The organism is Methylobacter sp. (genome assembly GCF_036845245.1).
Classification (GTDB): Bacteria; Pseudomonadota; Gammaproteobacteria; order Methylococcales; family Methylomonadaceae; genus Methylobacter_A.
In genome coordinates this window covers 54,642-79,079 of record NZ_DAIUEH010000025.1, presented here as the reverse complement: position 1 = coordinate 79,079, position 24,438 = coordinate 54,642, and the positions used below count along the sequence as shown (strand labels likewise).

General features: G+C 47.9%; 25 protein-coding genes. 14 read left to right on the top strand and 11 right to left on the bottom strand.

Annotated elements, in window-relative coordinates; genetic code table 11:
- Positions 1–272: 272 nt before the first annotated feature.
- Positions 273–1,358 (top strand): HDOD domain-containing protein, encoded by a 1,086-nt coding sequence (locus V7051_RS12605; protein WP_333875249.1) that lies wholly within the window; start codon positions 273–275, stop codon positions 1,356–1,358.
- Between the two features lie 54 nt (positions 1,359–1,412).
- Entirely contained in the window at positions 1,413–2,963 is a 1,551-nt protein-coding gene (locus tag V7051_RS12600; RefSeq protein WP_333875250.1) for an ABC1 kinase family protein, read from the top strand.
- A 5-nt stretch (positions 2,964–2,968) separates the two neighbouring features.
- On the opposite strand, the gene V7051_RS12595 is transcribed toward V7051_RS12600, so the two are convergent.
- Positions 2,969–3,640 (bottom strand): class I SAM-dependent methyltransferase, encoded by a 672-nt coding sequence (locus tag V7051_RS12595; protein WP_333875251.1) that lies wholly within the window; start codon positions 3,638–3,640, stop codon positions 2,969–2,971.
- Between the two features lie 318 nt (positions 3,641–3,958).
- On the opposite strand from V7051_RS12595, the gene V7051_RS12590 reads away from it, so the two are divergent.
- Together V7051_RS12590 and V7051_RS12585 are read left to right on the top strand one after the other, a co-directional pair.
- Positions 3,959–4,306, top strand: a complete 348-nt coding sequence (locus V7051_RS12590; protein ID WP_333875252.1) for a hypothetical protein — start codon at positions 3,959–3,961, stop codon at positions 4,304–4,306.
- Positions 4,307–4,399: 93 nt separating this feature from the next.
- Entirely contained in the window at positions 4,400–5,293 is an 894-nt protein-coding gene (locus V7051_RS12585) for an AraC family transcriptional regulator (protein WP_333875253.1), read from the top strand.
- A gap of 187 nt (positions 5,294–5,480) precedes the next feature.
- On the opposite strand, the gene V7051_RS12580 is transcribed toward V7051_RS12585, so the two are convergent.
- The 7 genes from V7051_RS12580 to queF all read right to left on the bottom strand — a co-directional run bounded on the left by V7051_RS12580 (position 5,481) and on the right by queF (position 9,074).
- Positions 5,481–5,939: an SRPBCC family protein gene (locus tag V7051_RS12580; protein WP_333875254.1), complete on the bottom strand. Its 459-nt coding sequence runs from the start codon at positions 5,937–5,939 to the stop codon at positions 5,481–5,483.
- Between the two features lie 237 nt (positions 5,940–6,176).
- Complete coding sequence (locus tag V7051_RS12575) at positions 6,177–6,788, bottom strand: hypothetical protein (protein ID WP_333875255.1); 612 nt, start codon at positions 6,786–6,788, stop codon at positions 6,177–6,179.
- Between the two features lie 167 nt (positions 6,789–6,955).
- Complete coding sequence (locus tag V7051_RS12570) at positions 6,956–7,246, bottom strand: BrnA antitoxin family protein (protein WP_333875256.1); 291 nt, start codon at positions 7,244–7,246, stop codon at positions 6,956–6,958.
- Entirely contained in the window at positions 7,233–7,499 is a 267-nt protein-coding gene (locus tag V7051_RS12565; RefSeq protein ID WP_333875257.1) for a BrnT family toxin, read from the bottom strand. The genes V7051_RS12570 and V7051_RS12565 overlap by 14 nt, the downstream gene beginning before the upstream one ends.
- 25 nt (positions 7,500–7,524) lie before the next feature.
- A complete protein-coding gene (gene asd, locus V7051_RS12560; RefSeq protein WP_333875258.1) occupies positions 7,525–8,397 on the bottom strand; it encodes an archaetidylserine decarboxylase in 873 nt (290 codons plus the stop codon).
- Entirely contained in the window at positions 8,394–8,678 is a 285-nt protein-coding gene (locus V7051_RS12555; RefSeq protein WP_333875259.1) for an EscU/YscU/HrcU family type III secretion system export apparatus switch protein, read from the bottom strand. The genes asd and V7051_RS12555 overlap by 4 nt, the downstream gene beginning before the upstream one ends.
- 6 nt (positions 8,679–8,684) lie before the next feature.
- Positions 8,685–9,074: a preQ(1) synthase gene (gene queF, locus V7051_RS12550; RefSeq protein WP_333875260.1), complete on the bottom strand. Its 390-nt coding sequence runs from the start codon at positions 9,072–9,074 to the stop codon at positions 8,685–8,687.
- 109 nt (positions 9,075–9,183) lie between these two features.
- Between queF and smc the strand changes: the two genes are divergently transcribed.
- The 8 genes from smc to V7051_RS12510 all read left to right on the top strand — a co-directional run bounded on the left by smc (position 9,184) and on the right by V7051_RS12510 (position 18,947).
- Complete coding sequence (smc, locus tag V7051_RS12545; RefSeq protein WP_333875261.1) at positions 9,184–12,717, top strand: chromosome segregation protein SMC; 3,534 nt, start codon at positions 9,184–9,186, stop codon at positions 12,715–12,717.
- Positions 12,717–13,412 carry a cell division protein ZipA C-terminal FtsZ-binding domain-containing protein gene (locus V7051_RS12540; RefSeq protein WP_333875262.1) on the top strand — a complete coding sequence of 232 codons (696 nt, stop codon included), beginning with the start codon at positions 12,717–12,719 and terminating at the stop codon, positions 13,410–13,412. Before smc ends, V7051_RS12540 begins: the two co-directional genes overlap by 1 nt.
- Before the next feature lie 197 nt (positions 13,413–13,609).
- Positions 13,610–15,568 (top strand): helix-hairpin-helix domain-containing protein, encoded by a 1,959-nt coding sequence (locus V7051_RS12535; RefSeq protein WP_333875360.1) that lies wholly within the window; start codon positions 13,610–13,612, stop codon positions 15,566–15,568.
- A 160-nt stretch (positions 15,569–15,728) separates the two neighbouring features.
- Positions 15,729–16,628: a hypothetical protein gene (locus tag V7051_RS12530; protein ID WP_333875263.1), complete on the top strand. Its 900-nt coding sequence runs from the start codon at positions 15,729–15,731 to the stop codon at positions 16,626–16,628.
- A gap of 237 nt (positions 16,629–16,865) precedes the next feature.
- Positions 16,866–16,973: a DUF4160 domain-containing protein gene (locus tag V7051_RS12525; RefSeq protein ID WP_333875264.1), complete on the top strand. Its 108-nt coding sequence runs from the start codon at positions 16,866–16,868 to the stop codon at positions 16,971–16,973.
- A 147-nt stretch (positions 16,974–17,120) separates the two neighbouring features.
- A complete protein-coding gene (locus tag V7051_RS12520; RefSeq protein ID WP_333875265.1) occupies positions 17,121–17,414 on the top strand; it encodes a nucleotidyltransferase family protein in 294 nt (97 codons plus the stop codon).
- Positions 17,411–17,719, top strand: a complete 309-nt coding sequence (locus V7051_RS12515; RefSeq protein ID WP_333875266.1) for a HepT-like ribonuclease domain-containing protein — start codon at positions 17,411–17,413, stop codon at positions 17,717–17,719. The genes V7051_RS12520 and V7051_RS12515 overlap by 4 nt, the downstream gene beginning before the upstream one ends.
- A gap of 370 nt (positions 17,720–18,089) precedes the next feature.
- Positions 18,090–18,947: a class I SAM-dependent methyltransferase gene (locus V7051_RS12510; RefSeq protein WP_333875267.1), complete on the top strand. Its 858-nt coding sequence runs from the start codon at positions 18,090–18,092 to the stop codon at positions 18,945–18,947.
- Positions 18,948–19,052: 105 nt separating this feature from the next.
- Here the strand turns inward: V7051_RS12510 and V7051_RS12505 are convergent, their stop codons facing one another.
- On the bottom strand, positions 19,053–20,138 hold the full coding sequence (locus V7051_RS12505; RefSeq protein ID WP_333875268.1) for a DUF3047 domain-containing protein: 1,086 nt from the start codon (positions 20,136–20,138) through the stop codon (positions 19,053–19,055).
- Positions 20,139–20,225: 87 nt separating this feature from the next.
- Here V7051_RS12505 and V7051_RS12500 point away from each other — a divergent pair, with 87 nt between their 5' ends.
- Both V7051_RS12500 and V7051_RS12495 read left to right on the top strand, forming a co-directional pair.
- Positions 20,226–20,990 carry an AraC family transcriptional regulator gene (locus V7051_RS12500; protein ID WP_333875269.1) on the top strand — a complete coding sequence of 255 codons (765 nt, stop codon included), beginning with the start codon at positions 20,226–20,228 and terminating at the stop codon, positions 20,988–20,990.
- 74 nt (positions 20,991–21,064) lie between these two features.
- Positions 21,065–22,453, top strand: coding sequence for an L-lactate MFS transporter (locus tag V7051_RS12495; RefSeq protein ID WP_333875270.1), 1,389 nt, complete (start codon positions 21,065–21,067; stop codon positions 22,451–22,453).
- A 294-nt stretch (positions 22,454–22,747) separates the two neighbouring features.
- Here V7051_RS12495 and V7051_RS12490 read toward each other — a convergent pair whose 3' ends face one another.
- Positions 22,748–23,830 carry a protein-glutamate methylesterase/protein-glutamine glutaminase gene (locus V7051_RS12490; protein WP_442919655.1) on the bottom strand — a complete coding sequence of 361 codons (1,083 nt, stop codon included), beginning with the start codon at positions 23,828–23,830 and terminating at the stop codon, positions 22,748–22,750.
- A 30-nt stretch (positions 23,831–23,860) separates the two neighbouring features.
- A complete protein-coding gene (locus V7051_RS12485) occupies positions 23,861–24,313 on the bottom strand; it encodes a chemotaxis protein CheD (RefSeq protein WP_333875272.1) in 453 nt (150 codons plus the stop codon).
- Between the last annotated feature and the right edge of the window lie 125 nt (positions 24,314–24,438).

The following is a 24,438-nucleotide window of genomic DNA, read 5'->3' as shown; positions in this document are numbered from 1 at the left end:
ACTAAAATAGTATGCGTCATATTTTCAAAAATACTTTCACAGTCTCTGGAGCTTGAGAATGAGCAAAACTTGCTATAATACAACCCCATTATCGGCATGGCTTATAGGCTCTCTATAACAAGGGTGCAGCTTATTAGCCGGATGCCGCTTTGGACGAGCTATCAGTAATATAGGCCTGCGCAAGAGCCTTGAGAAGATGTTGGGATCAGGCCCTGCGCGGGACTTAAAAATAATAATTAATTCCTATATATACAATATTCAAGGAGAAGACGTTGACTTTCACTAACCGCTTATTTGGAAAATTATTCTCTTCCGAACCACAGACAAAACAAACCCCATCAACGCCCGTATCTGTACCTGAAACTCAAGTATTATCCAGTATTGCCGCTCAGCCCAAAATCACACCGCCGGCTAAAAAAGACATGAATGATAAAGATTGCCGGCTATTGGGAGATAGTTTCAGCGATTTTTTATTAGAGGTCAGCATACAAGACGAATTGCCTCCCAATGAAGCCGAGCTCTCGATTATCAAAAAATTAGAGCAATTTATGGCGGGCGATATTCCCGACTCAGCCGTTCCGCGCCTGCCGGCAGTGGGCATGATGTTGATAAAAGAACTAGCCGATAAAAACGTTACCCAGGAGTGCATACTGGATCATCTGAAGCAGGATCCCGCCATTACCTTGGAAGTCTTGCGTATGGCGAATAGCCCATCGTTTCGCGTAGGGCAAGAGCCTATCGAGAATCTCGATAGGGCAGTGCTGATGCTTGGCTTTAATACCTTGAGGATGGTGATCAATGTGGTTTTATTCAAAGACATGATGAATATACCGCCGATTTATTTCAAAATGTACGGTCAATACCTTTGGAAACATTCCGTGGATTGTGCTCAAGCTTGCCAGACATTATCAAGGCACTCCGGTACAGCCGACCCGTTTAATGCCTATATTGTGGGATTGTTGCACGATGTCGGTAAGTTGATCATCTTTCGCTTATTAGTCGATACCTTGCGTAAAAACCCCGATATCAACCCGCGAGGCTGCGTTTTTTCCAATATTGTCAGTCAACACTCTATGGAGCTGTCTATTAAAATGGCCAGGCAGTGGGATATGCCGGATTATTTATTACTGGCGTTTGAGGAACAGATTAATGAAAAGTCCTATGGCGAATGTTCAACTTATGGATTTATTCTAAAACAGGCGAATGCAGCCGCAGAATTTAAACTTATCGCCGAAACTTCGGTAAAGGACCAAGCAAAGCTGGAAGAATTGCTTGAGCGCTATAGTATGCCGGTGCAGTTACTGCAGACTGCTTTTCCTAAAGAATCAGAGGTTTTTCTCGCATTGCTAGACAGTTGAACAGTCTTTAGATCAATAGCTGTTCAATTGTAGAAACCACAACACTCAACTAACGTGACTCTCCTCAAAACCGTAAAACGCGCCTTGAAATTTTTCCGCATCGGTCTGGCAGCCAAAAAACTTCAGCGTAGCCAAGGCGAGACCGAACGTTTACTCGCCAAACGCGCGCTTGCCGGGCTATTTGCCGACGCGCGCGGCATCACTATGAAAGTCGGCCAGTTATTTGCGGGTACCGATGGTGCGACGCCTTTCCAGGAACTCGTTGAAGGCATAGAGCCGTTGCCGTTGAAAGCCATGCTTCCCGTGCTTGAAGAAGAACTCGGGCAGCCGGTCAAAAACGTTTTCCGCTCTATCGATCAAGCCATCGCGGCCGCCTCCCTCGGACAAGTGCATCCAGCCGTACTTAAAAACGGCGACAAGGTCGCGGTAAAAATTCGTTATCCCGACATTGGCGATGCAGTCGATGCCGAATTACGTCTTGTCGGCCTAATGCCCGGCGTCGGGCCGGTTAATCGCTGGGGCTTTGATCTTGATGCGTATAAAAAAAGCCTGCGCGACAACATGCGGCGCGAGCTTGATTACCGATCGGAAGCCCAAAGACAGGATTATTTTGGCCGGACTGTCCAGGTTACAGGGCTGGAAGTTCCAAAAGTGTATATGGATTTATGCCGCGAACGCGTTTTGGTGCAAAGCAGGGCAGAGGGCGTGTTGATCGACAAGATCGGCAGCTGGCCGGAACAGGATCGGCGAGCTATCGGTCAAACGTTGATGATGACGCTGTTTAAAAGTTTGTTCGTTGCGGGCGAAGTGCATGGCGACCCGCATCCCGGCAATATTTTTTATAGCCGTAATGAAAGCGCCCAGCCGCAAGTTACATTGCTCGACTACGGTTGCACTATTACCATTGCCGAACAACGCAGGCTGGCGCTACTCAAGTTGATTGTCGGTTGTCGCGAACGGAACCCTACCAAACCGCTGGACTGTTTTGCGGCGCTGGGTTTCGACAGTAAAAAATTGCTCCCGATCAGCGGTTCGTTGCCTGCGTTATGCCAGATATTATTCCGGCCTTTTCTGTTGAATCATGCGTTTGATCCCGAGCAGTGGCAATTAGGCCAGGCAGTTAACGACCTGCTCGGCGATTACCGGTGGTGGTTTCGGTCAGCCGGACCTTCCGACCTGTTTTTACTGATGCGCGCCTTTCAGGGGTTGATCCAGCAATTGCAACAGCTGGACGTTAAGCTGCCGTGGTGGATTCTATTGCAACAAGCGGTCGGCCCTGAACTTATCCAACAGGCTTTAGCTTATCAACTGCCCGTCATCCAGCATGAACCGTCAGTTCATGCGTTGAGCTTCGATCAGCAAGCAACCATGCTTTGCGTGCGCGTCAGCGAAAACGGCGAACAGCGTGTTGCAGTTAAAATGCCTGCCGAAGCGGTGCTGGATTTGGAACACCTCATTCCCGAAGACGTTTTGGAACGCATTAAAGAAGCGGGAAAAATCGATCTAAAACAGTTGCGTGATTCAATCCGCGCCAACGGCATTATCCCTCAACAACTGTTTGTTTTCGACGACGGCAGTAAAACCTATAGAGTGTGGCTGGAGTAAGGTCATTATGAGAATTCCAATTCCAGTGATCGGGTAAACGTCAGAAAACGTCCCTTAAACGGCTCGCCGTTTTCGATGAAACTGTTGGCGCGCCGGGTCGTGTAGTCATAACCCAGTCCGGTCATTTCCCGGCAAAAACCGACACGGTTGCCGCGATCCGGGTCAACGATAATGACTTGGGCAGAGGGCGCTGCATGACGATCGATGAATGCGGCGAGCTGGCCGGGCTGCTGTCGTTCATAAAGAACATCGCTGCCGATGATCAGGTCGAACTGGCCCAGTTCAGGGTTAGCGCTCTCCCAGTTTCCTGTTTGGTATTTCAGCGGTCCCAGTTTATTCAGCAGAAGATTCTCTTTCAGAAAAGCCTGGCTTAAGGGATGCCAATCGCTGACGGTCATGTCCCCGGCTCGGCGATGGATGACCAAACTCGCCAAGGCGAGACCGGCGCCGATTTCAAGGATGCGCTTTCCGGTCAGGTCAAAGGTATGCATGGCTTCTGCAAGAATCCGGGCTGACGGCCAGATATGACCGAATAGCGACCAACTGGCGGATGAAATACCGGCGAGTTCAGCTTCGCCTTGGGGATCGGAATATTGCTGAAGGTTTAACAGGGAACGAATCAGGTAATCCGTACCGCCAACGGTGGCGGTCTGGTATTTGACATGGTAACCGGGCATAGTGATTTCTTCTCATAGGGGAACGGGTTGTGCATCAGGAAAATGTTCTGATCGAACGGGCACAAAACTTCATGAGAAGAGGCATACAGGCCGAAAAGGCACTCGCGGGGGGCACCCCGAAGTCCGGTTTGGGAGGAGGGCATGCCAAAGAGCTGCGTCTAGCATAACAGAGCCGGGTAGCTTGGGTTGCTTTTTTTCGCAATTCAACGCATTGGTGCAGTGAATATTTTAAAATGTTTCAGTATGTTATATCGTTAAGACGACATTAGCTTAAAGCTCTGGAAAGAGCAAAAAATTGGGTTGAATAAGGTTTGCCGAATGATAGAGACGAAACTTCGCGAATATGAAAACTTTCACATTGTGCTATGGCTGTTGAAGGATACCTGTTGGCTGATGGAATGGAGACTGGAAGGTATTTTCATGATCGTGCCGACGGTTGCGGCGGCTTTTCATATTACCTGGCTGGGACGAAAAAACACCGCAAACCTGTTTCATAACTTAGCCGTCAGCAGCTGGATATGCGGCAATGCGGTTTGGATGATCGGGGAGTTCTTTTTCGACGATAGCTTTAGACCCTTTTCGAAAGTTTTTTTCGGTATCGGTTTTGCGTTTCTCGCGGTTTATTATTTTGGCGTGCTGCCGAAAGAAAAGCGTGTGCAGGGATGAGCTCGTGCGGAAATTTTTCGCTTTGGCTTAGCCAAGATTTTATTGATAAATAGCAATTTCAGTCAGGCTGTCGGCATCGAACAAAGGCACAATATGACCCTAATTGAGGGGGCGGCTGCTGTGAGTGAGGAATCGACAAAGTCATATACGAAGAAGATCGATAGAGTGTGCAATTATATCAGCGAGCACCTCGATGAAGACTTATCCGTTGATAGACTAAGCCAGGTTGCAAATTTTTCCAAGTATCACTTTCACCGGCAATTTGCTGAATATACCGGTATTAATGTTGCTAAATTCATCTTGATGATGCGATTGAAACGCGCATCCTATCAGCTTGTTTTTAACGAGAACTACCGGATTATCGACATTGCAATGGATGCAGGTTTTGAAAATCCAGAATCGTTTTCCCGCGCATTTAAAAATATCTTCGGACAAACGCCCTCTCAATTCAGACAGCAACCTGAATGGAAATCCTGGAACGAAAAATATCAATTTCCAACTATTGAGAGGAAACAAAACATGAACATACAAGTTATTGACTTTGATGAAACCAAAGTTGCTGTATTAGAGCACCGCGGAGCGCCGGAATTACTTAATGATTCGGTAAGCATTTTTATCGAATGGCGGAAGCAAAGTAAATTGTCCCCGGTTACAACCAGTCAAAGCTATGGTGTCGCTTACGATGACCCCAAGACGACAGAACCCGAAAAGTTCAGATTCGATATTTGCGGTTCGGTCAAAACAGATGTGCCGTCTAATTCTCAACGGGTTATAAACAAGATCATTCCCGGCGGCCGTTGCGCGTTAATCCGGCATTTAGGTTCTCGCGAAGAGATGGATGATAAAGTGCGTTACTTGTATAGGGAATGGTTGCCGACTAACGGTCAGGAGCTTCGCGATTTTCCCTGCTTTTTTCACTATGTAAACCTGTTTCCGGAAGTTGCGGAACATGAGTTGATTACGGATATTTACTTGCCGTTGAAATAAGGTGATGTAGACCGGAAACGCCTGTTCTTGCTGACGCTTGAACCAGCTTATTCCGGCCTACGGAACTACAAACTTTAAAAACCGCCAAGAATAGGCGCGTCCCTTTAAGTGGGATGTTATGTAACTCGACAGCAGATTGCTGCGCTTTCATTGAATCGAACTTGATAGGCACTAAGCTTGCAAACAGCTACGCGCCATCCGGAATTTCCGGCTCGACTAGATTTGCAAGCAGCGACAATGATTCCTGCCAGCCAAGGTAGCAGAATTCGACCGGTATTGCTGACGGAATCCCTTGCTGAGTTATCGTCAGCTCAGTTCCGCAAGCGACCTCTTTTAGCGAGACTGTGACCTGCATCTCGCCCGGCATATTGGGGTCATCAAACTGGTCGGTATATTTAATCAGTGTATGAGGAGTGAGCTCGGTGTATTTGCCACCGAAAGAATGGCTCTTGCCTGTGCTGAAGTTGGTGAACGACATTCGATAGCCGCCCCCAACTCTTGCGTCCATGTGATGAACCTTGCCGGTGAATCCATGTGGCGGAAGCCACTTCACCTTCGCGTCGGGATCGAGAAATGCCCGATAGACACGCTCGGGCGTCGAGCGGAGCACACGGTGAAGGTGGACAGTGTTGGTTAGTTCGGACATAGTCGGATTCTCCTGTGAAAGGGGCTGTGGATTGTCAGTGCTTGGTAGAATTATCTTGAGTTGCCAAACAAACGTTAAGTAAATATCTTCAAAACATTGGAGTAGGCTGGAATAAGACCAGCAAGCGCGTAGTGCGAGATGGCGTTTCCGGCGAGTTTGGGAGGTGTTTGCCGGAAACGCCAATTCTCGCTTTCGCACGAACTGGTTTATTCCGGTCTATGGGAATAACTATATTCGTTAGGCCTTGCGTCCCCAATCAGCCGGAGGGTAGCGAAGGTCGTTAACATGTTTTTCCCATAGCGATATTTTGTCATCAACTCCGTTCCTCGATTTTTCCTTTGCCATAATTATTGAAATATGATGAGCTTCAATAGAAGCAGTTTCGACCGGTTTATCACATGAAAGTTTTAGCCAGTTTTCAACACTTTTAGTATTTATGATTCCGCCTTGAAACCCACTTGTAACTTTGACGAGACTAATGCCGAGAGAGTTGATTGATTGAATAATGTCAGGAAAGAATGTCTCAACTGTTTTTGGAATCATCATTAACTCAGGAATTCCACAAAACGAATAATCTTCTTTTTTACCCCATGCACTCATCAAAAATTTTTCAAGCGAAGGCATTTTATTCGATGGAGAAATATCCGCAAAAAATAAGCCAGAACAATGATCTCTGACAATGTAGTGAACAAGGTGAGTTCTATTGCTTGCGTGAACATTATCCAAACGAACTTCCATTGGCTTGTGTTGGTATTTTATTTTGCCATCCTTTGTAGCGTAAAAATGTTTCGATACGCTCACTGTGAGCTGGTGCACATGGTTCGGATATTCTGATCTGTAATGTTTCATCTTGAGCTACGCTTTCTGCGGCAGTTTGGGAAGTGTTTGCCGGGAACATCATTTCTCACTACCGCTCGAACTGGTTTATTCCGGCCTACATGACTTAAAAATTTCTTGGCTTAGCTAGGCGGGAATAAGTCTATTTGGTCAGGTATATTTTATGCCCGACATCAACGCTAATGGCAGTGATGCTCTTGCACCCACTCTTTTAAAGCAGCATCAATACGCGATTGCCAGCCTTTGCCGGTTGCTTTAAAAACGGCCAGCACATCAGGCGATAGTCGAATAGTAATACGTTCTTTAGTGACTTCGGCTTTAGGTCTGCCACCCACGCGCAATAGTGGTTTAACGTCTTTCCATTCCGCTTCGGTTAAAGGCAAGGCGTCAGGATCAGACAAAGCTGCGGCGGTAATGTCAGCATCTTCTTCGTCGGTGGGGATAAGTGTGCCGGGCTTAAGTGTTGGCATAACGTTTAACCTCTCGTTGGTTGGCTTTTCTTAAACTGATAATACGGCGCTCATCAGCATGATCAACAAACACCACGCAAAATAGTCGTTCTTTGATGTAACCTAATCCGATCATACGCGGTTCCTGATAATCATGCCTGACATCCAGCCAAGTAACTGCGCTATTCCATTCAATCAAGGCGGCATCAGCCAAAGAAAAACCATGTTTGTGAATATTGCTGGAATTTTTAGTGATGTCAAAAATGATGTTCATGGTTATTGTATGTACAAAAACTTGGTTAGTCAAACGGGGGGGCAACAACCTTCCCAATCAACTCCCCCAACTTAACCGTCTTTTCCGCTTTAAACTCGGCATCCCACTCCGCCTTATCCTTGCCGAACAAAACAATAATCGTAGAGCCCATATTAAACCGTCCCATTTCTTCACCGATTTTCAACGTAGGTGCATCATCGCCATATTGCCAATTTTGCACTGTGGTAACGCTCGGCGGCGTAACCACGCCATGCCAGACGGTTTCCACGCTGGACACGAAGATTGCGCCGACCAGCACCAAAGCCATCGGGCCTATTTCGGTGTCGAATATCGCTGCGACGCGCTCGTTTCTGGCGAATAATCCGGGCAAGGAATTGGTGGTAGCCGCGTTGACGCTGAACAAACGGCCGGGGATATGCACCATTTCCCGCAAGGTGCCTGTTAGCGGCATGTGCAGGCGGTGATAGTCTTTGGGCGACAGGTAGATGGTGGTGAATATGCCGTTGTTAAACGGTTCGGCGCGGGCTGCATCGCCGCCCAGCAAATCGGTTGCGGTAAAGCTTTTGCCTTTGGCCTGGAAGATTTGACCGTCGGTAATATCTCCGGCTTGGCTGACTGCGCCGTCGGCAGGGCAGACGATCGCATTTGTTTGGCTGCTGAACTGTCTAACGCCGGGTTTTAGTTCGCGAGTGAAAAAGTGGTTAAAGCTCTTGTAGGCATTGATGTCCTGCTCCAGCGCTTCATCCATGTTGACGCCGTAATGCTTGATGATCTGATTGATGAACAGGTTTTTAAAGGCTTTGTTTTCGCAGTGGGTCAGTTTGCTCATCATGCTGGACAAGGCGTGATGAGGCAATACGTATTGAGGCAGGGTGGTCAGGGCTTCTTTAAAGTTCATGGTTTGTAATTGTCGGGTGTCTTGCCGCTTAAAAAATACGCAAAAGCGATAATTTCCGCGACGGCAACATAGAGTTCATTGGGGATTTCATCGCCTAACGGAATCTGGGCCAGGATTCTTGCCAGTTCCGGCTCGGTTTGCAGCGGTATTCCGTGATGTTCGGCTATTGCTAAGATTTGTTCTGCGGTAAGACCTGATCCTTTGGCGGTAACCTTGGGCGCGTTTTTGCCGTCGTATTTTAATGCGACGGCAATGTCCGAGGTGTAATAGGTCTTAGCCATGATGCCTTACGGCAAGGTTACCAATTCCGGTGCTTGCCAATCGGGGTTTCTGTGTTCCACGACGACGGTGGTGTAGATGCCGCCGCGCACATTGAACTCGGCGCGGATACGCATGAAATTAGGCGCTATGGCTTTAACGATGTCATCAAGGATTTCATTGGTGACGGCTTCATGGAATGCGCCTTGATCCCTGAATGCCCACATATACAGCTTAAGCGCTTTGAGTTCTACGCATGATGCGCCCGGTACGTATTCGATCTGGATGGTGGCGAAATCCGGTTGGCCTGTTTTTGGGCACAGGCAAGTAAACTCAGGTATATCAATGCGGATGGTGTAATCGCGGCCCGGTTGCGGGTTGTCAAAAGTTTCCAGATCTTTGCTTGGTTGTGTTGTCATTTTTTGCTTATATATGAATGAGATGTATAAAAAATTCGATACTAGGCTAATTATCGTTAATAATAGCCGGTCATTTTAATGCAACTGTTGAGATATTCATACCAGTACTATGAAACTGGAAAAAATCAAGCTTTCAGGTTTTAAATCCTTTGTTGATCCAACGGTCATACCGATTAGCGGTAATTTGACCGCCATTGTAGGGCCGAACGGCTGCGGTAAATCCAACATTATTGATGCGGTGCGCTGGGTGATGGGCGAAAGCTCCGCCAAGCATTTGCGCGGCGGTAGTATGGCCGATGTGATTTTTAACGGTTCGTCGGGGCGTAAACCGGTCAGTACGGCTTCGGTCGAGCTGGTTTTTAATAATACCGACAGCAAGCTCGGCGGCGAATATTCCCAATACGATACGATTGCAATTAAGCGCCAAGTCAGTCGCGACGGTACCTCGGTGTTTATGCTGAATGGTTCGCGCTGCCGCCGTAAAGACATTACCGACATATTTTTAGGTACCGGTTTAGGTTCCAGAAGTTATGCGATCATCGAGCAGGGCACGATTTCCCGGATGGTTGAAGCCAAGCCCGAGGATTTAAGGGTTCATATCGAAGAGGCGGCGGGCGTATCCAAATATAAGGAACGCCGTAGCGAAACCGAAACCCGGATGAAACATACCCGCGAGAACCTTGAGCGGCTTGACGATTTGCGCGACGAAGTTGAAAAACAAATCAAGCATCTACAAAAACAAGCCGAAAAAGCCGAAAAATATACCGAGCTTAAAAAGCAGGAACGCCAATTCAAGCTGGAGCTATTGGCGATGCGCTGGAATACTTATCATCAGGCCGCGAAAAAGCTGGATGAAAGATTGCAGGAAGTGGCTCACGAGCATAATCGCTTGTTTGTCGAGCTGCGCGACATCGATAACACCATCGAAGCCAAGCGCGCCGAGCATAAGACCCAGCAACAGCAGACTAACAGCTCTCAGGGCGATTATTACCAGATTGTCGCCGAGGTCAGCGGCCTGGAGCAGACCATCAAGCACAGCGAAAGCAGCCGCGAACAAACTACAGTCGAAATCAATCGTTTGCGTCAACAGGCCGATCAGTCGTTAAAAGAACTCGAAGCCGATGTGCAGCAGTTGGAAGAGATTAAAGAAGCTTTGTTTGAAGCGGAAGAAGCGTTGATTGTTGCCGAAGAAAGACAGGAAGACGTTTTATACAATCAACAGGAAATGCAGCAGCAAAAAAGTTCCTGGCAGGAGCAATGGGAAACGTACCGGACGACCAGCTCAAGCTATAAAGAGCAGGCCGAGGTGCAGCGGGTAAAAAACGTACAGCTGGAAAACCAGAACCGCCAGTTGCAAATCCGGCTGGATAAGTTGCAAAGCGAGCGCAGTGAGCTGGAATCGAGCGACTTGCAAAGCGAGATTGAATCGCTGGACGCCGGCATCGAAATCATCGAGGAACAGCGCTCGGAGCTTCAGCAGCAACTTGAAGACCTGCATCGGCAGATTCGCGAACAGCGGCAACAGATCAAGCAATATCATGATGCGCTGCATACGCGCCGCTCGGAAATGCAAAGCGTAAAAGGCAAAATCACCTCGCTGGAATTATTGCAGCAGCATGCGATGGGTAAGGATAACAAGCATCTGAGCGCATGGTTGTCGTCTGTGGATTTGGCCGAAAACCGGCGTCTGGCCGAGTTTTTGGATGTGCAGGCAGGCTGGGATAAGGCGGTTGAAACGGTACTCGGCAGTTATCTTGAGGCGATTTGTATAGAAAGCGCCGACCAGGTTATTCCAGGCTTGCAGCGTTTGACGGATGAATCGTTGATGTTGGTTGAGACCCGGTTTGTAGGGGCGACTTCAGTCGCCCAGCAGGCGGAATGGGCGAATGAAGTCGCCCCTACAAAATTACTGGATAAAGTAAAGGCGCCGTGGGATTTGAGCAATTTGCTGGCCGGCGTTTATTGCGTTGATGATGCCGAAATGGCAAGAACGTTATCCGCTCAACTCAAAGCGCACGAATCGGTCATCACTCCGGACGGCACTTGGTTCGGTTCCGGCTGGATAAAAATCATACGCGCCAAAGACAGCAAAACCGGTGTGTTGCAGCGCGAAAAAGAGTTACGCCTGCTAAAACAGCGCCAGGAAGAGCTGCATATCGAAATTGAAGCTTTTGAGGACCAACTGGAAAACGTTGAAACCGGTTTGAAAGATGCGGAAGTCACGCGCGAATCGATTCAACAACAAGATAATAGTCTTGGCAGTGAATTGTCGGTAAAAAGCGCAGAGTTCAGTGCGCACTCCGCCCGGCTGGAACACCAACAGCGCCGTCTGGAGCAGGTTTGTAACGATATTGACGATATTAGCCGCGAGGTCGCGGAAAATGCGGAGACGCTTGCCGAATCCCAGATGTTGCAGGAGCAGGCCGAGCAGGTCATGGTTGAGCAGGAGCAAAAAAAGCAGAGTCTGGAAGCATCGAATCAGGCATTGCAATCCGAACAACAGCGCATCGATCAGTCTGTCAATGAAGCCCGACAGCAGGTTTACAGCATCAAAGCACAAATTGAATCGCTGCGTTCTTCCGAAGCTTTAACCGGCAAACAGCTGGAGCGTTTGCGGCTGCAACATCAGCAGTCGGTTGAACGCATCGCCGAGCTGGAGCTTAATCTGCACCAAACGCTGACGCCGATGGACGAGGAAAAAAAGCAGCTGGACCAGATGATTATCGATAAGGAACAATTGGAGACGCGCTTGAAAAAACAACGCCAGCTTCAAGACGACCTTGAAGCCGAAATAACCCGTTTATCCGAACAACATATCAAGACGCAACGGGCCTTGGAAAAGCAAAAAGAAGCGTTGGACACGATCCGTTTTGAGTTGCAGGAAAGCAAGGTACGTCAGCAAACCGTCAACGAACAGCTTAAAGAAATCGATGCGGATGTTGAACAGGTGCTGCAAAAATTGCCGGAACAGGCCGAAGAAAACAGTTGGAAAAGAACGGTCGACGACTTATTGGCTCAAATCGAAAGATTAGGTACCATTAATCTGACAGCTATAGAAGAATACAAGGCGCAATCCGAGCGGATGAGTTTTCTTAACGAACAACATGCCGATTTAGTCGAGGCATTGCAGACCCTGGATCAGGCGATCAGCAAGATCGATAAAGAAAGTCGGCTGCGCTTTAAAGAAACATTCGATAAAATAAACGCCGGCTTGCAGGAAAAATTTCCCAAGTTATTCGGCGGCGGTCATGCTTATCTGGAATTGACCGAGCAGGATGAGCTGGAATCGGGCGTAAATATTATTGCCAGACCGCCCGGTAAGAAAAACAGCTCCATTCATTTGTTATCGGGTGGAGAGAAAGCGTTAACAGCGGTCGCCTTGGTGTTCTCGATTTTCGAGCTCAATCCGGCGCCTTTTTGTTTGTTGGATGAAGTCGATGCACCCTTGGATGATGCTAATGTTGGACGGTTTTCAAAGATGGTAGAAGAAATGTCGGCATCGGTACAGTTTCTGTATATTTCCCATAACAAAGTCACTATGGAAATTGCAAAACAGCTGGCAGGTGTTACTATGAAAGAGCCGGGCGTGTCCCGGATGGTCGCAGTTGATATTGAAGAAGCAGTGAGTCTGGCGGAAATCTAATGGATAAAGAAATTTTAAGAATTGTAATTATTGCAACCGGTATGGTTGTAGTTATCGGCATGCTGATTTGGGCATATATAAAAGATAAGAAAGCTCAGGAAGAGTTGGAGTTTTATGATGACGCTGACGATCAATCGTTAACGGCGGATGATACTCTTGACGATTTTGATATTGCTCCGCTGGGGGCGGCTAAAAGTAATGCCGGTGCTCATCATGCTCATGACAAGTCGGATCGTTATTATGACGAAGACGATGAAGAGGACTACTATGAAGCGGACGACGACGTAGAGCCGCCGCCACGTGCCGCCGCGCCGGCGATTATCCAGTTCAGTATTATTACCAAGGCAGACGAAGATTTTAACGGCGTTGATTTGGTCGAAGCTTTTGAAATGGTCGGGCTAGAATACGGCAGTTTAAAAATATTCGAACGCCTGGACTCTAACCGGCTGGTCGATTTCGGCGTTGCCTGTATTGTAGAGCCGGGCACTTTTCCTGATAAGGATTTGGACAAGTTTTACTGCCCCGGCATCGTGTTTTTTATGCAGCCCGAAGCATTGGATGATGCACCGGCCGTTTTTGACGACTACATAGAAACGATCAGCTTGCTGGCCGAAAAACTGGATGGCGTGATTCTAGACCATAGAAGGCAACCGTTAACTGAAGCGACCGTTCAAGCTATTCGGCATAGTTTGTGAATTTTTAGGGTTATAGGGTAGCTTTCTATACATCAACTTAAGGATGGAGTGCAGGCTTCGCCTGCAAATCATCAGATGCATTGCCGGTGGGCAAGCAAAGCTTGCACTCCTAGATTATATGGAAGACAGCCTTGTGGGGTATGCGCAGCATACCCTACGAATTTATCTATTTGCATCCACCTGTTCATATTATTCAAATGCCATCCCTTAGCGATACCCAGTTAGAGCTTCTTAAACAAGCCGATCTTGAACCGACCCATTTATCCCCTGAGCTTATCGCTCAAATCGCAACGCAGGCCGATCCTAAGCAACTGAACGATGACCGTCTGCTTGAGTTTTTGCAAATATGTAACGCCCTGTATCGCGGCGGTGAACCGCTTATCTCTGATGCGGATTATGACTTTGTGTTTCTCGCGGAACTGCAAAAACGCCATCCTCATCACCCGTATTTAGAAACCGTCGAACCGGAAGTCATCGCTGTCGGCAAGACTGTCGCGTTGCCGGAACCGATGTTGTCAACGGAAAAATCCTATACCCGAAGCGGCATTGAAAAATGGCTGGCCCGGCTGGAAAAAGCCGCCAAAGACCTTGATGTGGATTTTTCCACGTTGATGATCAGAGCCACGCCGAAGCTGGACGGCTATGCGGCTTACGATGACGGAAAAATACTGTACACGCGCGGCGACGGCCGTAAAGGCACCGATATTAGCCGGGTTTTCGAGCGTGGCCTGATCGTCGGCGGCAACGGCGAACGAGGGCAGGGCGCCGGTGAAGTCGTGGTCAGCCAAACTTACTTCAATACCTATCTGGCCGACTATTTTGAAAATTCTCGGAATTTTCAGGCCAGCATCATTAAAGAAAAAGAGCTGGAACAACATGCGCTGGAAGCCATACAGAATCATGCCGCCGTGTTTTTTCCGTTCTCCCAGTTGCCCGCCTGGCAAGGCACTGCGGCTGAGCTGCTGGCCGATTTCGACCATGTCGTCAAAAGCGTCTATGCCTTGGTCGATTACGATGTCGACGGCGTGGTTTTCGAGCTGGTCGGCAATGAGCAGATAAAAAAACATCTGGGCGCAACGCGGCATCATCACCGCTGGCAGATTGCTTATAAAAACAATGTGGAAACCGCCGAAGTGATCGTGCTGAGCGTGATTCCGCAAACCTCCCGTTCCGGCCGGGTTAATCCGGTTGCCGAGCTGACGCCGACCAAACTCAGCGGTGCGATGATTTCCAGGGCGACCGCGCATCATTACGGCATGGTCAGGGAACTGGGCATCGGTGAAGGTACGTTGATTGAATTAACGCGCTCAGGTTTGGTGATACCCAAAATCGAGCGGGTCATTATTCCTAAAGAACCGCAAATTCCCGATCATTGTCCCAGCTGCGGCGGCGATCTGGTTTGGGACAGCGATTATCTTTATTGCCTGAACACCACGAAATGCCCGGCGCAAATCGAAAACACCATCGAGCATTTTTTCAGAACCTTGGCGAACGTCGACGGCTTCGGGCAAAAAACCGTGGAAAAACTTCACGCTTTCGGTATCAACTCGGTTTATGCCGTTTATCAATTGGACATGAAGCAATTACAGGACATGGGCTTTGGCGACAAGACCGCGCAAAACCTGCTGGACCAATTGCACCGCAGCAGAACCGAAGCCATCGAAGATTGGCGCTTTCTGGGCGCTTTCGGCATTCATCGTATGGGCCTGGGTAATTGCGAACGCCTGCTGCAACATCATCATCTGCTGGATGTTTTCAACCTGAGCGTTGAAGACGTGATGAATATCGAAGGCTTCGCTGATAAAACCAGCGCCGCCGTGGTTGAGTCTTTGGCAAAAATCAAAGCCGATTTTATGCAAATCTACCAGCTGGGTTTTAATTTAATCCCAACGCCGTTGATCGCCGAGCAACAACAAGCCGTCAGCCCAATTTCCGGTAAAACCCTCGTCTTCACCGGTACGATGGTTCACGGCAAGCGTGACGACATGAGCAAGGAAGCCAAGCGTCTGGGCGCAAAAGTGGCTAGCTCGGTTACAGGGAAGACCGATTTTTTGGTTACTGGGTCAGATGTGGGGGCGGCAAAAATTGCTGCTGCTACGGAAAAGGGTGTGCGGGTTATTAGTGAAGAGGAATATTTGGGGTTGTTGGGAGAGTGATTTTTTGAACGCTGTAGGAATATTTGTTTGTACGGTATTGCCCCATTGCGGTACTGTTTTTTCTGTATTGTGGTATCTGTGTCATAACTCAGTTTTTACAATTTTTTGTGTTAAAAACACATAACGCAAAGCCAGCTATTTTATGATTAGAGAACGTCTGATGATTAAATATATAGATGAGATGCTTTCAATTGTTGATATTGACGATCTTAAAAAGAAATTTATTGAGTTTGAGGCTAAGTTATCAACCTTTAGTGATGAAGAGTTACCTGCAAAAATTAAAGATGCGATCTTATTCGATAATAAAGGCTCAAAGGTTTCTTTCTTTCAAAGTGAAGGACGGGAATATCAAAAGGGAGTAATTTTTTACAGAGTTAGAAGGCTTAGTCCCAGCTCTATTAAACTCAAATATCAAGACTTTTGGGAGCCGCCAGAGCATGCGGTTGGCTATGGACGATTAAATAAACCTAAAGAAAGGTTGCTCTATTTAACTCCCGAAGAGCCATCAACACCTATTGAAGAGGTTGGTGTTTTAGAGGGGGAGCCGTTTCTGTTAATCTGTTATGTTTCGATTGATGTCATTAATGTTTTTGGCTTGGGTTTTGGCGGTTTAATTACTGAAGGTCTATCTAAAGACTCGTTAATAAAGTTGCAATTAATCAAAGATTTTATTGATCGCAACTTTTTGAGTGATCGGAACTTGGCATATAAGGTTAGTAGCGTAATTGCCAGTGATATTTGTGACTTTAACTATGATGGCTGGGTTTATCCTTCTGTTGCAAACAAGGGAGGAGAAAATGTTTGTTTGAAGCTTTCAGCGAAAAATAAATTGAAAATAGAAGCAGCGTTTATTTGTAGGCTTGAGAATGGACAGATTCGAACGAATTATTCAATATCCGTTGGTGAAACAATACAGGTTTTCAATGATTGGGATTCAAATAATAGCAAAGCAAAATCAATATTGAATAATTTGTTCAAAATCAATAAAGAGTCATTTGCTGCTGATAGAAAAGACAAGCAATTAAGAGAAGATATTGGGTTTCCTATAAAATTAATTTGACCTGACGTTTTTAAGAGGTCTGAGGGGGGAGGTTGAGCATCCTTTTTATGCCCAACATTACGACGTTTAAATATGGCGGTAGATTTTCGGGTTGGGTCATTGTCACCTCAAGCGGGACGGGGTTTACAACCCCGTCACTAACGTTTCTACAATGCCAGAATTAAGCGATTACATATAGCTAATGCAAAAACATTTCAGACGGGGCAACATGCCCGTCCGGCGGTGAGGAGAATTATCATGTCGGAAATAAGCCGTTTTCTTGGGATTATCATTTTTATGTATTTTGATGAACACAATCCGCCTCATTTCCATGTGAAATATAATGAACATAGAGCAACACTGTAAGGCGGATCATTTTTGTAGGGTGGATTCGCCTTTAGGCAATCCACCGCAGTTGCGATAGGCTGTCATTAGTATTGTGTGTTGATTGGCGGTTTGCTATGCGAATCCGCCCTACGAATCTATGTATAATCGGACATAAAGGAGCTTAACGTGACTGAATTATATAAAACCATACAACAGCAAAAAGCCTGTATTCTGGATATTGCCAGACATTATCACGCAGTCAATATCCGCATGTTTGGTTCCGTTGTCCGTGGTGAAGAACAAGAAGACAGCGATATAGATTTATTGGTCGATTTTTTGCCCGGCACAACGCTATTGGATCAGGTCGGCCTGATTGATGCGTTATCGACCGCGCTGGGCCGCAAGGTCGATATAGTCAGCGAACGTGCATTAAACAAGTATTTACGGCAACGAATTTTGCAAGAAGCCGTTCCGCTATGAAAGATCGGTTCGTCTTCATTGCTGTAGCGCTGGAGAGCATTGATTTGATTCAGTCTTATATCGAAGGTTACGATTTAACCGGGTTTTTGGCTGATAGAAAAACTCAGGATGCAGTGATTCGCAATCTGGAAATTATCGGTCAAGTGCTTAAAGACTTCGGCATTGAAACTTTGTCGGTGGAACAACCTAATATGCCTTGGCGAGAAATAACCGGTATGCGTAATGTTTTAGCGCATCAGTATTTGGGCGTTGATGTTGTGATGGTCTGGGAAACCGTGCAAATCCATCTCGACACATTGCAATAAGCGTTTGAAATAATAATTGAGCAACCTAAATAATAGTTCTGCAGTGCAGTAGATTGGACATGCTTTTTATGCCCGATATATCAAGTTTTTTATCGTTCCCACACTCCGTAGACTGTGAAAGTATTATCAAAATTAGTTTAAAAACTATTCACCACGAAGGCACGAAGATCACGAAGAAAAAATAATTATTTAAACTCAATGTATGAAAACTTCGTGTCCTTCGTGCCTTCGTGGTGAATGCTTTTGCTTTTATTCTAAAATGAAACTTTCACAGTCTCTCCGGCGTGGGAACGCAATAATATATACGACAATCGATGTCGTATATATTACGTTAGACCGATAACAACCGAAAACCAAAAGAGAGAACGTCATGAATGATAAGCAACTGGCGGCGCCGGACAACACGGCGGTGCGGGTCGCTTTGTGGCGGGCGCTGCATGTGGAAGTCGATTCGCCGCCGCACGTGTTCGAAGACGTAGTCGGTTTGAAGCTGGCGGCTCCGGATGACGGATGGCGCAGCCGTCCGGACATGAGCCCGTTCACGCAGCCCTTCCGCGCCTCCATTGTGGCCCGCGCCCGCTTCATCGAAGATCTGGTCGAGGAGCAAGCTGCCCGTGGCGTCGGGCAGTACGTCATCCTTGGAGCGGGCCTGGACACCTTCGCCCAGCGTCGGCCGGAGCTTGCCTCCCGTCTGCTCGTATTCGAGATCGATCAGCCCGGCCCTCAGGCGTGGAAGCGCCAGCGCCTTGTCGATCTCGGCCTCGGCATCCCGTCGTTCCTGCGGCTCGTGCCAGTCGATTTCGAGGCAGGCGACGCGTGGTGGGAGCGGCTGGCAGCGTCGGGCTTCGATTCGGGGCGGCCGGCGGTCGTGGCGTCCACCGGTGTCAGCATGTACCTGACCAAGGACGCGATCGCGGCGACGCTGCGCAAGGTTGCGGCACTCGCTCCGGGCTCCACACTCGCCATGTCATTCTTGCTTCCGATCGAACTGGCGGATCCCGAGGTTCGTCCCGGGATGGAGCGAGCGGTAGCGGGGGCGCGAGCAAACGGCACGCCCTTCATCAGCTTCTTCACGCCGACAGAGATGCTGACCCTGGCCCGTGAAGCCGGTTTTAGAGAGGTCCGGCACGTATCGGCAGCTGCGCTTGCCCAACGCTACTTCGCAGGCAGGACAGACGGCCTTCGTCCGCCAAATAATTCAGAAGAACTGCTGGTAGCGACAACCTAAAATCAAACGTTGTAAGCGTGGGCGCAGCATTAACCGGATGACTAAATGCCAGATAAATCCCAAGCATTAAGCCAGCGAATTTCATGCTATTCGCCCCGAATAAAATTATTTCACAGTGACCACACGACCATCACTGAGGAAGCTGATGTCTGCGTATTGACAGACGCCTTCTTTATGCTGGAACAGACTGACTGCAATCAGCCAGACTTTGACGATGTTACCGGGTATTGCTCCGCCTATCGCATCAATATAGTCCTGATAAACATCGCGGTCTTCATTAAACCATTCGCCCAAGCCTTGCGAGCCGGAACGGATCACGACATGAGTTTCGCGGTGAGTCCAGGTCGGGATAGGGCAGCGATAGGATGTTTCAGGAGGCAATTCGGCGCTCCAGTAATAGGTAATATCCTGACCGTTATCGAATTCGACCGCGATGCTTAAATAGTCGTGGGTGGGGAGGGTATCTTCACGAACAGATGAGGGTAAAACATCCATTTTCCATGACCAACGCAAGCGGGTATCCGGTTTAAAGGGCAGGGAAACCGGCTTTTGCAATAAGCCTGTGTCATTGTGCGTATGACAACATATTGCGGATTCTTTTGCCGGTGGTGCTTTGCAGGATTGATAAATTTCCGCAGGCCCTATGAACCACAGATAATCCCAGCCTTCCGGTGAAATAACAGGCGAAACCAGACGGTCGATTTCCGTTGCTATCAGGTTGTCCACGTCGCCGTTCTCGGCAAGCGTTTTTAAACCATCCAGCGTATTGCCCTGCCAGCGAATCAGCAGCACGGCCAAATTGCCGGTAACCATATCGTAAGCTTCATCCGGCGTTACCAGCTTGCCTGTTTTGTCAGCCCATTCCCCCGGAAAGTAGCTGGCCAGATAAAGCCGTCCCGGTTGCTCTACGGTAAAACTATGACTATCGCGGGTACCGCGGAATATCTCGCCGTCCCGGCCGATACGAAACCAAAGCTGAAAGTTGGGTTCCAGCGTGATGGGCAGATCTTTAAATTGGGACTGCCCGGCTGCGAAAGAGCTAAAGTTATCGCCGGCTTCAACATCAAGGCCGGTATCGACCCACGGCTTTTGTTCGGATGGAAGTTCAAAAAGGCGGTGTTCGTAAATAACGCCTTTTGCAACCTTGTCCAGTAGTTCTATAAAGCGTGACTTAAATTCAATAATATCCATGATCTGCCTCCTATCGGTAAAGTTCAAAGAAATCAGCTGCGAGGATTATAATCGGGTCATCCCAATTAAATCTTGTATAAACTGGCTATGCTGAAACTTTATCCTGCTTATATGCGCTTGTTTATCTGGCGAGGCCGATCGCTTTATTTCGGCCCATCGGTGCATTTGAATGCGCACGCCTATGCAACGGTGGCACTGCATGTCGGAATATACCGGCCTTTCAGGATAAAAATCGCCAACGGCGAATGGCAAAGCTGCCGCTGCGCGATTGTTCCCGCCGGTATCCGGCATGAGCTTGATTTTGAAGGCGGCATACACGGCAAGTTGTTTATTGAACGGGATAGTGCTGATTTTTTGTATTTCAAGCGTCGGTTTGATTGTTCCGAGCAATCGACGCTATTTTTTCAGGATGATGAACTGATCGAGCAATTGCGTTGGATTTATGAGATGGATCCCGATAAAGCCGCCATCGAAAATTGTTTGGATACCTTGTTGCGATGCGATGGGGAATTGAGCTTGGTTGTCGATCCGCGCGTACAGGCCGCTATCGACCTGATTTGCAATGAGCCGGATTACAATTTTTCAAAAGAATATTTGGCCGATAGAGCCGATTTGTCTCCGTCCCGATTTTTACATTTATTTAAACAACATACCGATGTTCCTTACCGGCGCTTCAGGACCTGGAAACGGCTGTTTTTAGCGATAGAAAATTTAAGCGCCGTCGATAATATGACTGTCGCCGCACTGGATGCCGGATTTTCGGATGCAACCCATTTTAGCCATAGCTTTCGCGACATCTTCGGCATCAATCCGGCTTATGTATTTCGTGGTATTCATCGGTTTGATGAGTGAACACTTAACTCATTGGGACTATTCGGCGATAATGCCCGCTTAACGACAATAATAAACAACAGGAACAAAGCCTTATGTCCACATGGTTAGCCTCATCCTTTTTATCGAAAGACAGAATTGTCGCCAAACCCGGTTTTAACCGCTGGTTGGTAGCTCCGGCTGCGCTGGCGGTGCATTTGTGCATCGGTCAGGTTTACGCATTCAGCGTTTTTAACTTGCCGTTGACCAAGGTGCTGGGCGTGACGCAATCGTTGCCGGAAGACTGGAAGCTGACGACTTTAGGCTGGATATTCAGTTTGGCTATTGTGTTTTTAGGGCTGTCGGCCGCATTCGCAGGGAAATGGCTGGAGAAAGTCGGGCCGCGCGTGACGATGTTTTGCTCGGCGCTTTGCTTTAGCTGCGGTTTTTTTATTGCGGCGCTGGGCGTTGAGCTGCATGCCATCTGGCTGCTGTATTTGGGTTACGGCGTGTTGGGCGGTATCGGTTTGGGCTTGGGCTATGTGTCGCCGGTTTCAACATTGATCAAGTGGTTCCCGGACCGGCGCGGCATGGCGACCGGCTTGGCCATTATGGGCTTTGGCGGCGGTGCGATGATCGGCGCGCCGTTAAGCGTATTTTTGATGAAGCATTTCTCGTCACCGACATCGGTCGGCGTTGCCGAGACTTTTGCGGTCATGGGCTGTATCTACTTGGTTTTTATGATGATCGGGGCATTCAGCATCCGTTTGCCGGAAGAGGGCTGGTTACCGGCTAATTTTCAGCCGGACACACGTAAAAGCAAGTTGATAACCGACAACCATGTGCATGTCGAGCAGGTGCTTAAAACGCCGCAGTTTTATCTGATGTGGTTGGTGTTATGCCTGAATGTGACGGCCGGAATCGGTGTTTTGGGTCAGGCTTCGGCGATGAGCCAGGAAATGTTTAAGGATCAAATTACACCTGAAAAAGCCGCCGCGTTCGTTGGTATGCTTAGCTTTTTCAATATGGGCGGGCGGTTTTTCTGGTCAACGTTGTCCGATTATCTGGGCAGGAAAAGCACTTATTTCACTTTTTTCATGTTGGGCTGTGTGCTGTATTCGATCGTGCCTTATACCGGACGAATGAACAATGTACTGCTGTTTATGGGTTGCTATGCGGTGATTATGAGCATGTACGGCGGCGGTTTCTCAACCATCCCGGCTTATCTGGCCGATATTTTCGGCACCAAATATGTCGGTGCGATTCATGGCCGCTTGTTGACGGCCTGGGCCACGGCAGGGGTTGCAGGCCCGGTGTTGGTGAATTACCTCAGGGAAAGCCAAATCGCTCAGGGCGTGCCTAAAGCCGATGCCTATAATATGACCATGCAGATTATGGCCGGATTATTGTTGGTAGGCTTTTTTTGTAACCTGGGCATCAAGGCCGTCGATGAGAAACATCATCTCAAGCATGACCAAGTGAATGATGAGTATGATGCGGCATAAGGCTGTCAGCTAACTGATATAGGCTGGACTTTTTTGATATTGCAATAGCTCAAAACTCTGTAGTTAAATTTTTTATTAGTTTTGAGTCCCGCTGCATTTTTGAGATAGTTCAGGCGTTGTGATCTCTTTACTTGTTCATGCGGTTCTTCCGCTTTCGCCAGAAGGCAATGCTGCTAACTCAAGCTTAGATAACTGTCGTTATTGTCCTTGTTTTTTGTATTACAGAGGACAGGGACTTCATATATATTTAAAGCGTGCAATTTGCCCGCACTGTAGATATCCGGGTTTAGCTATTTACGATTTTTTAAATAGTGCTCGGGTAGGCGCTTGCATAATGAGTTGCGGGATAGCCGATAAAGGCAAAATACCATCGACGGCGTCCAGCTTGACCGCTTCTTTAGGCATACCATAGACCACGCAACTGGCTTCATCCTGGGCTATCGTAAGAGCACCGGCATCGTGCATCTCTTTCATGCCGCGAGCGCCGTCATCACCCATGCCGGTTAGGATGATGCCTATCGCATTAGCCCCGGCAGACTGCGCACTGGAGCGAAACAGTACATCCACAGACGGGCGATGCCTGCTTACAAGCGGGCCGTCTTTGACATCCACCCGATACTGGGCTCCGCTACGTTGCAGTAACATATGCTTGCCGCCGGGGGCTATTAGGACTACACCGGGTAAAGCCCGGTCATTTTGAGTGGCTTCTTTTATCGTCACTTGACAAATACCGTCCAGCCTTTTGGCAAAAGCAGCAGTAAAATGTTCAGGCATGTGTTGTACCACGACTATCGGCGGAGCAGTGCGCGGCAGCTGAGTGAACAGGTATTCCAACGCTTGCGTGCCGCCGGTTGAGGTGCCGATGACGATCACCCGGTCAGTCGTTTGTGTCATAGGCTTTAGAGCGCTGGTATTTAACATACTATCTGCGTTGGCAACGGCACGGCTGGGCGCGATATGAGTTGACTTGATTATTTTGGGCCGAGATTGGGCCGCGGCTTTAATGACGTCAATAATGATCGATTTAGACTCTTGCAGGAAGTTACGCAAGTTTACTTTGGGTTTGGTAATAATATCGACCGCACCGGCGCTCATAGCCTGCATCGTCACTTCCGCGCCTTTTTCCGTTAAGGTGGAACAAATGACCACTGGCGTCGGGTGCTCACTCATCAGTTTTTTAAGGAAAGTCACTCCATCCATGCGCGGCATCTCAATGTCCAATACAATGACATCAGGCCATTCAATCTGCATGCGCTTCAACGCAAAAATAGGGTCAGGCGCTGCGCCGATTACTTTTATGCAGGATACGCCATCCAATAACCCGGTTAATACCTGCCGCACTACGGCAGAATCATCGACAATTAACACTTTAATCATGTGCATGTTCTTTAATTATTAAGAATGCCGTTACCAAAAAATTACCGGTTCCGGTGGCGGTGGAGTTTGAGCTGCGGCATTTTTCCATAAACGGTTGTTCCTGTTTAATATCGACTGTTCTTCGGTGTGTTCAATGCGTTTAAGATATACGGAAAAATCGTTCGCCAGAAAAAAAATATTGCGGCCTATGTTACCGCCCAAATCGGAGGCTACTAATGGGATACGTTCAGTGCTTAAAAAGGTTTTTATAAATGCGCAATTGATCGCACCAATGGATTTTCTGCCATGTAATTCATTGTTCAGTTTTAGTACATCGCCGCCGCCGAAAGCCTTGGCTTTTAAATACGCGCGTTCAGCACCCTGTTTTAACATCTGGTTGATCAGTAACTCCATCGCATGTATGCCGTAGCGTCCGCCTTCAGTGCCTAATAAGTTCGTTTCATCAGCAGAATGATGATGTTGAACCAATAAAAAATGATTCATGCCAATTATGCGATTGACCGGATCATATAAGCACGTCGCTACACATGAACCCAGTAGCGTGGAAATGATTTCATCTTTTTTTGTGACATAATTTTCTCCGGTATTAATGATGACACGCGGAAATC

What these genes read in the sequence shown, in the direction of transcription:
- V7051_RS12565 (WP_333875257.1), bottom strand. Translation starts at nt 7,499, where the DNA reads ATGAACATCATTTTTGACATCACTAAAAATTCCAGCAATATTCACAAA.
- V7051_RS12510 (WP_333875267.1), top strand. Translation starts at nt 18,090, where the DNA reads ATGAATGATAAGCAACTGGCGGCGCCGGACAACACGGCGGTGCGGGTC.
- V7051_RS12570 (WP_333875256.1), bottom strand. Translation starts at nt 7,246, where the DNA reads ATGCCAACACTTAAGCCCGGCACACTTATCCCCACCGACGAAGAAGAT.
- V7051_RS12525 (WP_333875264.1), top strand. Translation starts at nt 16,866, where the DNA reads ATGTCGGAAATAAGCCGTTTTCTTGGGATTATCATTTTTATGTATTTT.
- V7051_RS12555 (WP_333875259.1), bottom strand. Translation starts at nt 8,678, where the DNA reads ATGGCTAAGACCTATTACACCTCGGACATTGCCGTCGCATTAAAATAC.
- V7051_RS12515 (WP_333875266.1), top strand. Translation starts at nt 17,411, where the DNA reads ATGAAAGATCGGTTCGTCTTCATTGCTGTAGCGCTGGAGAGCATTGAT.
- V7051_RS12595 (WP_333875251.1), bottom strand. Translation starts at nt 3,640, where the DNA reads ATGCCCGGTTACCATGTCAAATACCAGACCGCCACCGTTGGCGGTACG.
- V7051_RS12585 (WP_333875253.1), top strand. Translation starts at nt 4,400, where the DNA reads ATGACCCTAATTGAGGGGGCGGCTGCTGTGAGTGAGGAATCGACAAAG.
- V7051_RS12485 (WP_333875272.1), bottom strand. Translation starts at nt 24,313, where the DNA reads ATGAATCATTTTTTATTGGTTCAACATCATCATTCTGCTGATGAAACG.
- smc (WP_333875261.1), top strand. Translation starts at nt 9,184, where the DNA reads ATGAAACTGGAAAAAATCAAGCTTTCAGGTTTTAAATCCTTTGTTGAT.
- V7051_RS12580 (WP_333875254.1), bottom strand. Translation starts at nt 5,939, where the DNA reads ATGTCCGAACTAACCAACACTGTCCACCTTCACCGTGTGCTCCGCTCG.
- V7051_RS12575 (WP_333875255.1), bottom strand. Translation starts at nt 6,788, where the DNA reads ATGAAACATTACAGATCAGAATATCCGAACCATGTGCACCAGCTCACA.
- V7051_RS12500 (WP_333875269.1), top strand. Translation starts at nt 20,226, where the DNA reads ATGCTGAAACTTTATCCTGCTTATATGCGCTTGTTTATCTGGCGAGGC.
- V7051_RS12590 (WP_333875252.1), top strand. Translation starts at nt 3,959, where the DNA reads ATGATAGAGACGAAACTTCGCGAATATGAAAACTTTCACATTGTGCTA.
- V7051_RS12540 (WP_333875262.1), top strand. Translation starts at nt 12,717, where the DNA reads ATGGATAAAGAAATTTTAAGAATTGTAATTATTGCAACCGGTATGGTT.
- queF (WP_333875260.1), bottom strand. Translation starts at nt 9,074, where the DNA reads ATGACAACACAACCAAGCAAAGATCTGGAAACTTTTGACAACCCGCAA.
- V7051_RS12530 (WP_333875263.1), top strand. Translation starts at nt 15,729, where the DNA reads ATGATTAAATATATAGATGAGATGCTTTCAATTGTTGATATTGACGAT.
- V7051_RS12490 (WP_442919655.1), bottom strand. Translation starts at nt 23,830, where the DNA reads ATGATTAAAGTGTTAATTGTCGATGATTCTGCCGTAGTGCGGCAGGTA.
- V7051_RS12535 (WP_333875360.1), top strand. Translation starts at nt 13,610, where the DNA reads ATGCCATCCCTTAGCGATACCCAGTTAGAGCTTCTTAAACAAGCCGAT.
- asd (WP_333875258.1), bottom strand. Translation starts at nt 8,397, where the DNA reads ATGAACTTTAAAGAAGCCCTGACCACCCTGCCTCAATACGTATTGCCT.
- V7051_RS12505 (WP_333875268.1), bottom strand. Translation starts at nt 20,138, where the DNA reads ATGGATATTATTGAATTTAAGTCACGCTTTATAGAACTACTGGACAAG.
- V7051_RS12495 (WP_333875270.1), top strand. Translation starts at nt 21,065, where the DNA reads ATGTCCACATGGTTAGCCTCATCCTTTTTATCGAAAGACAGAATTGTC.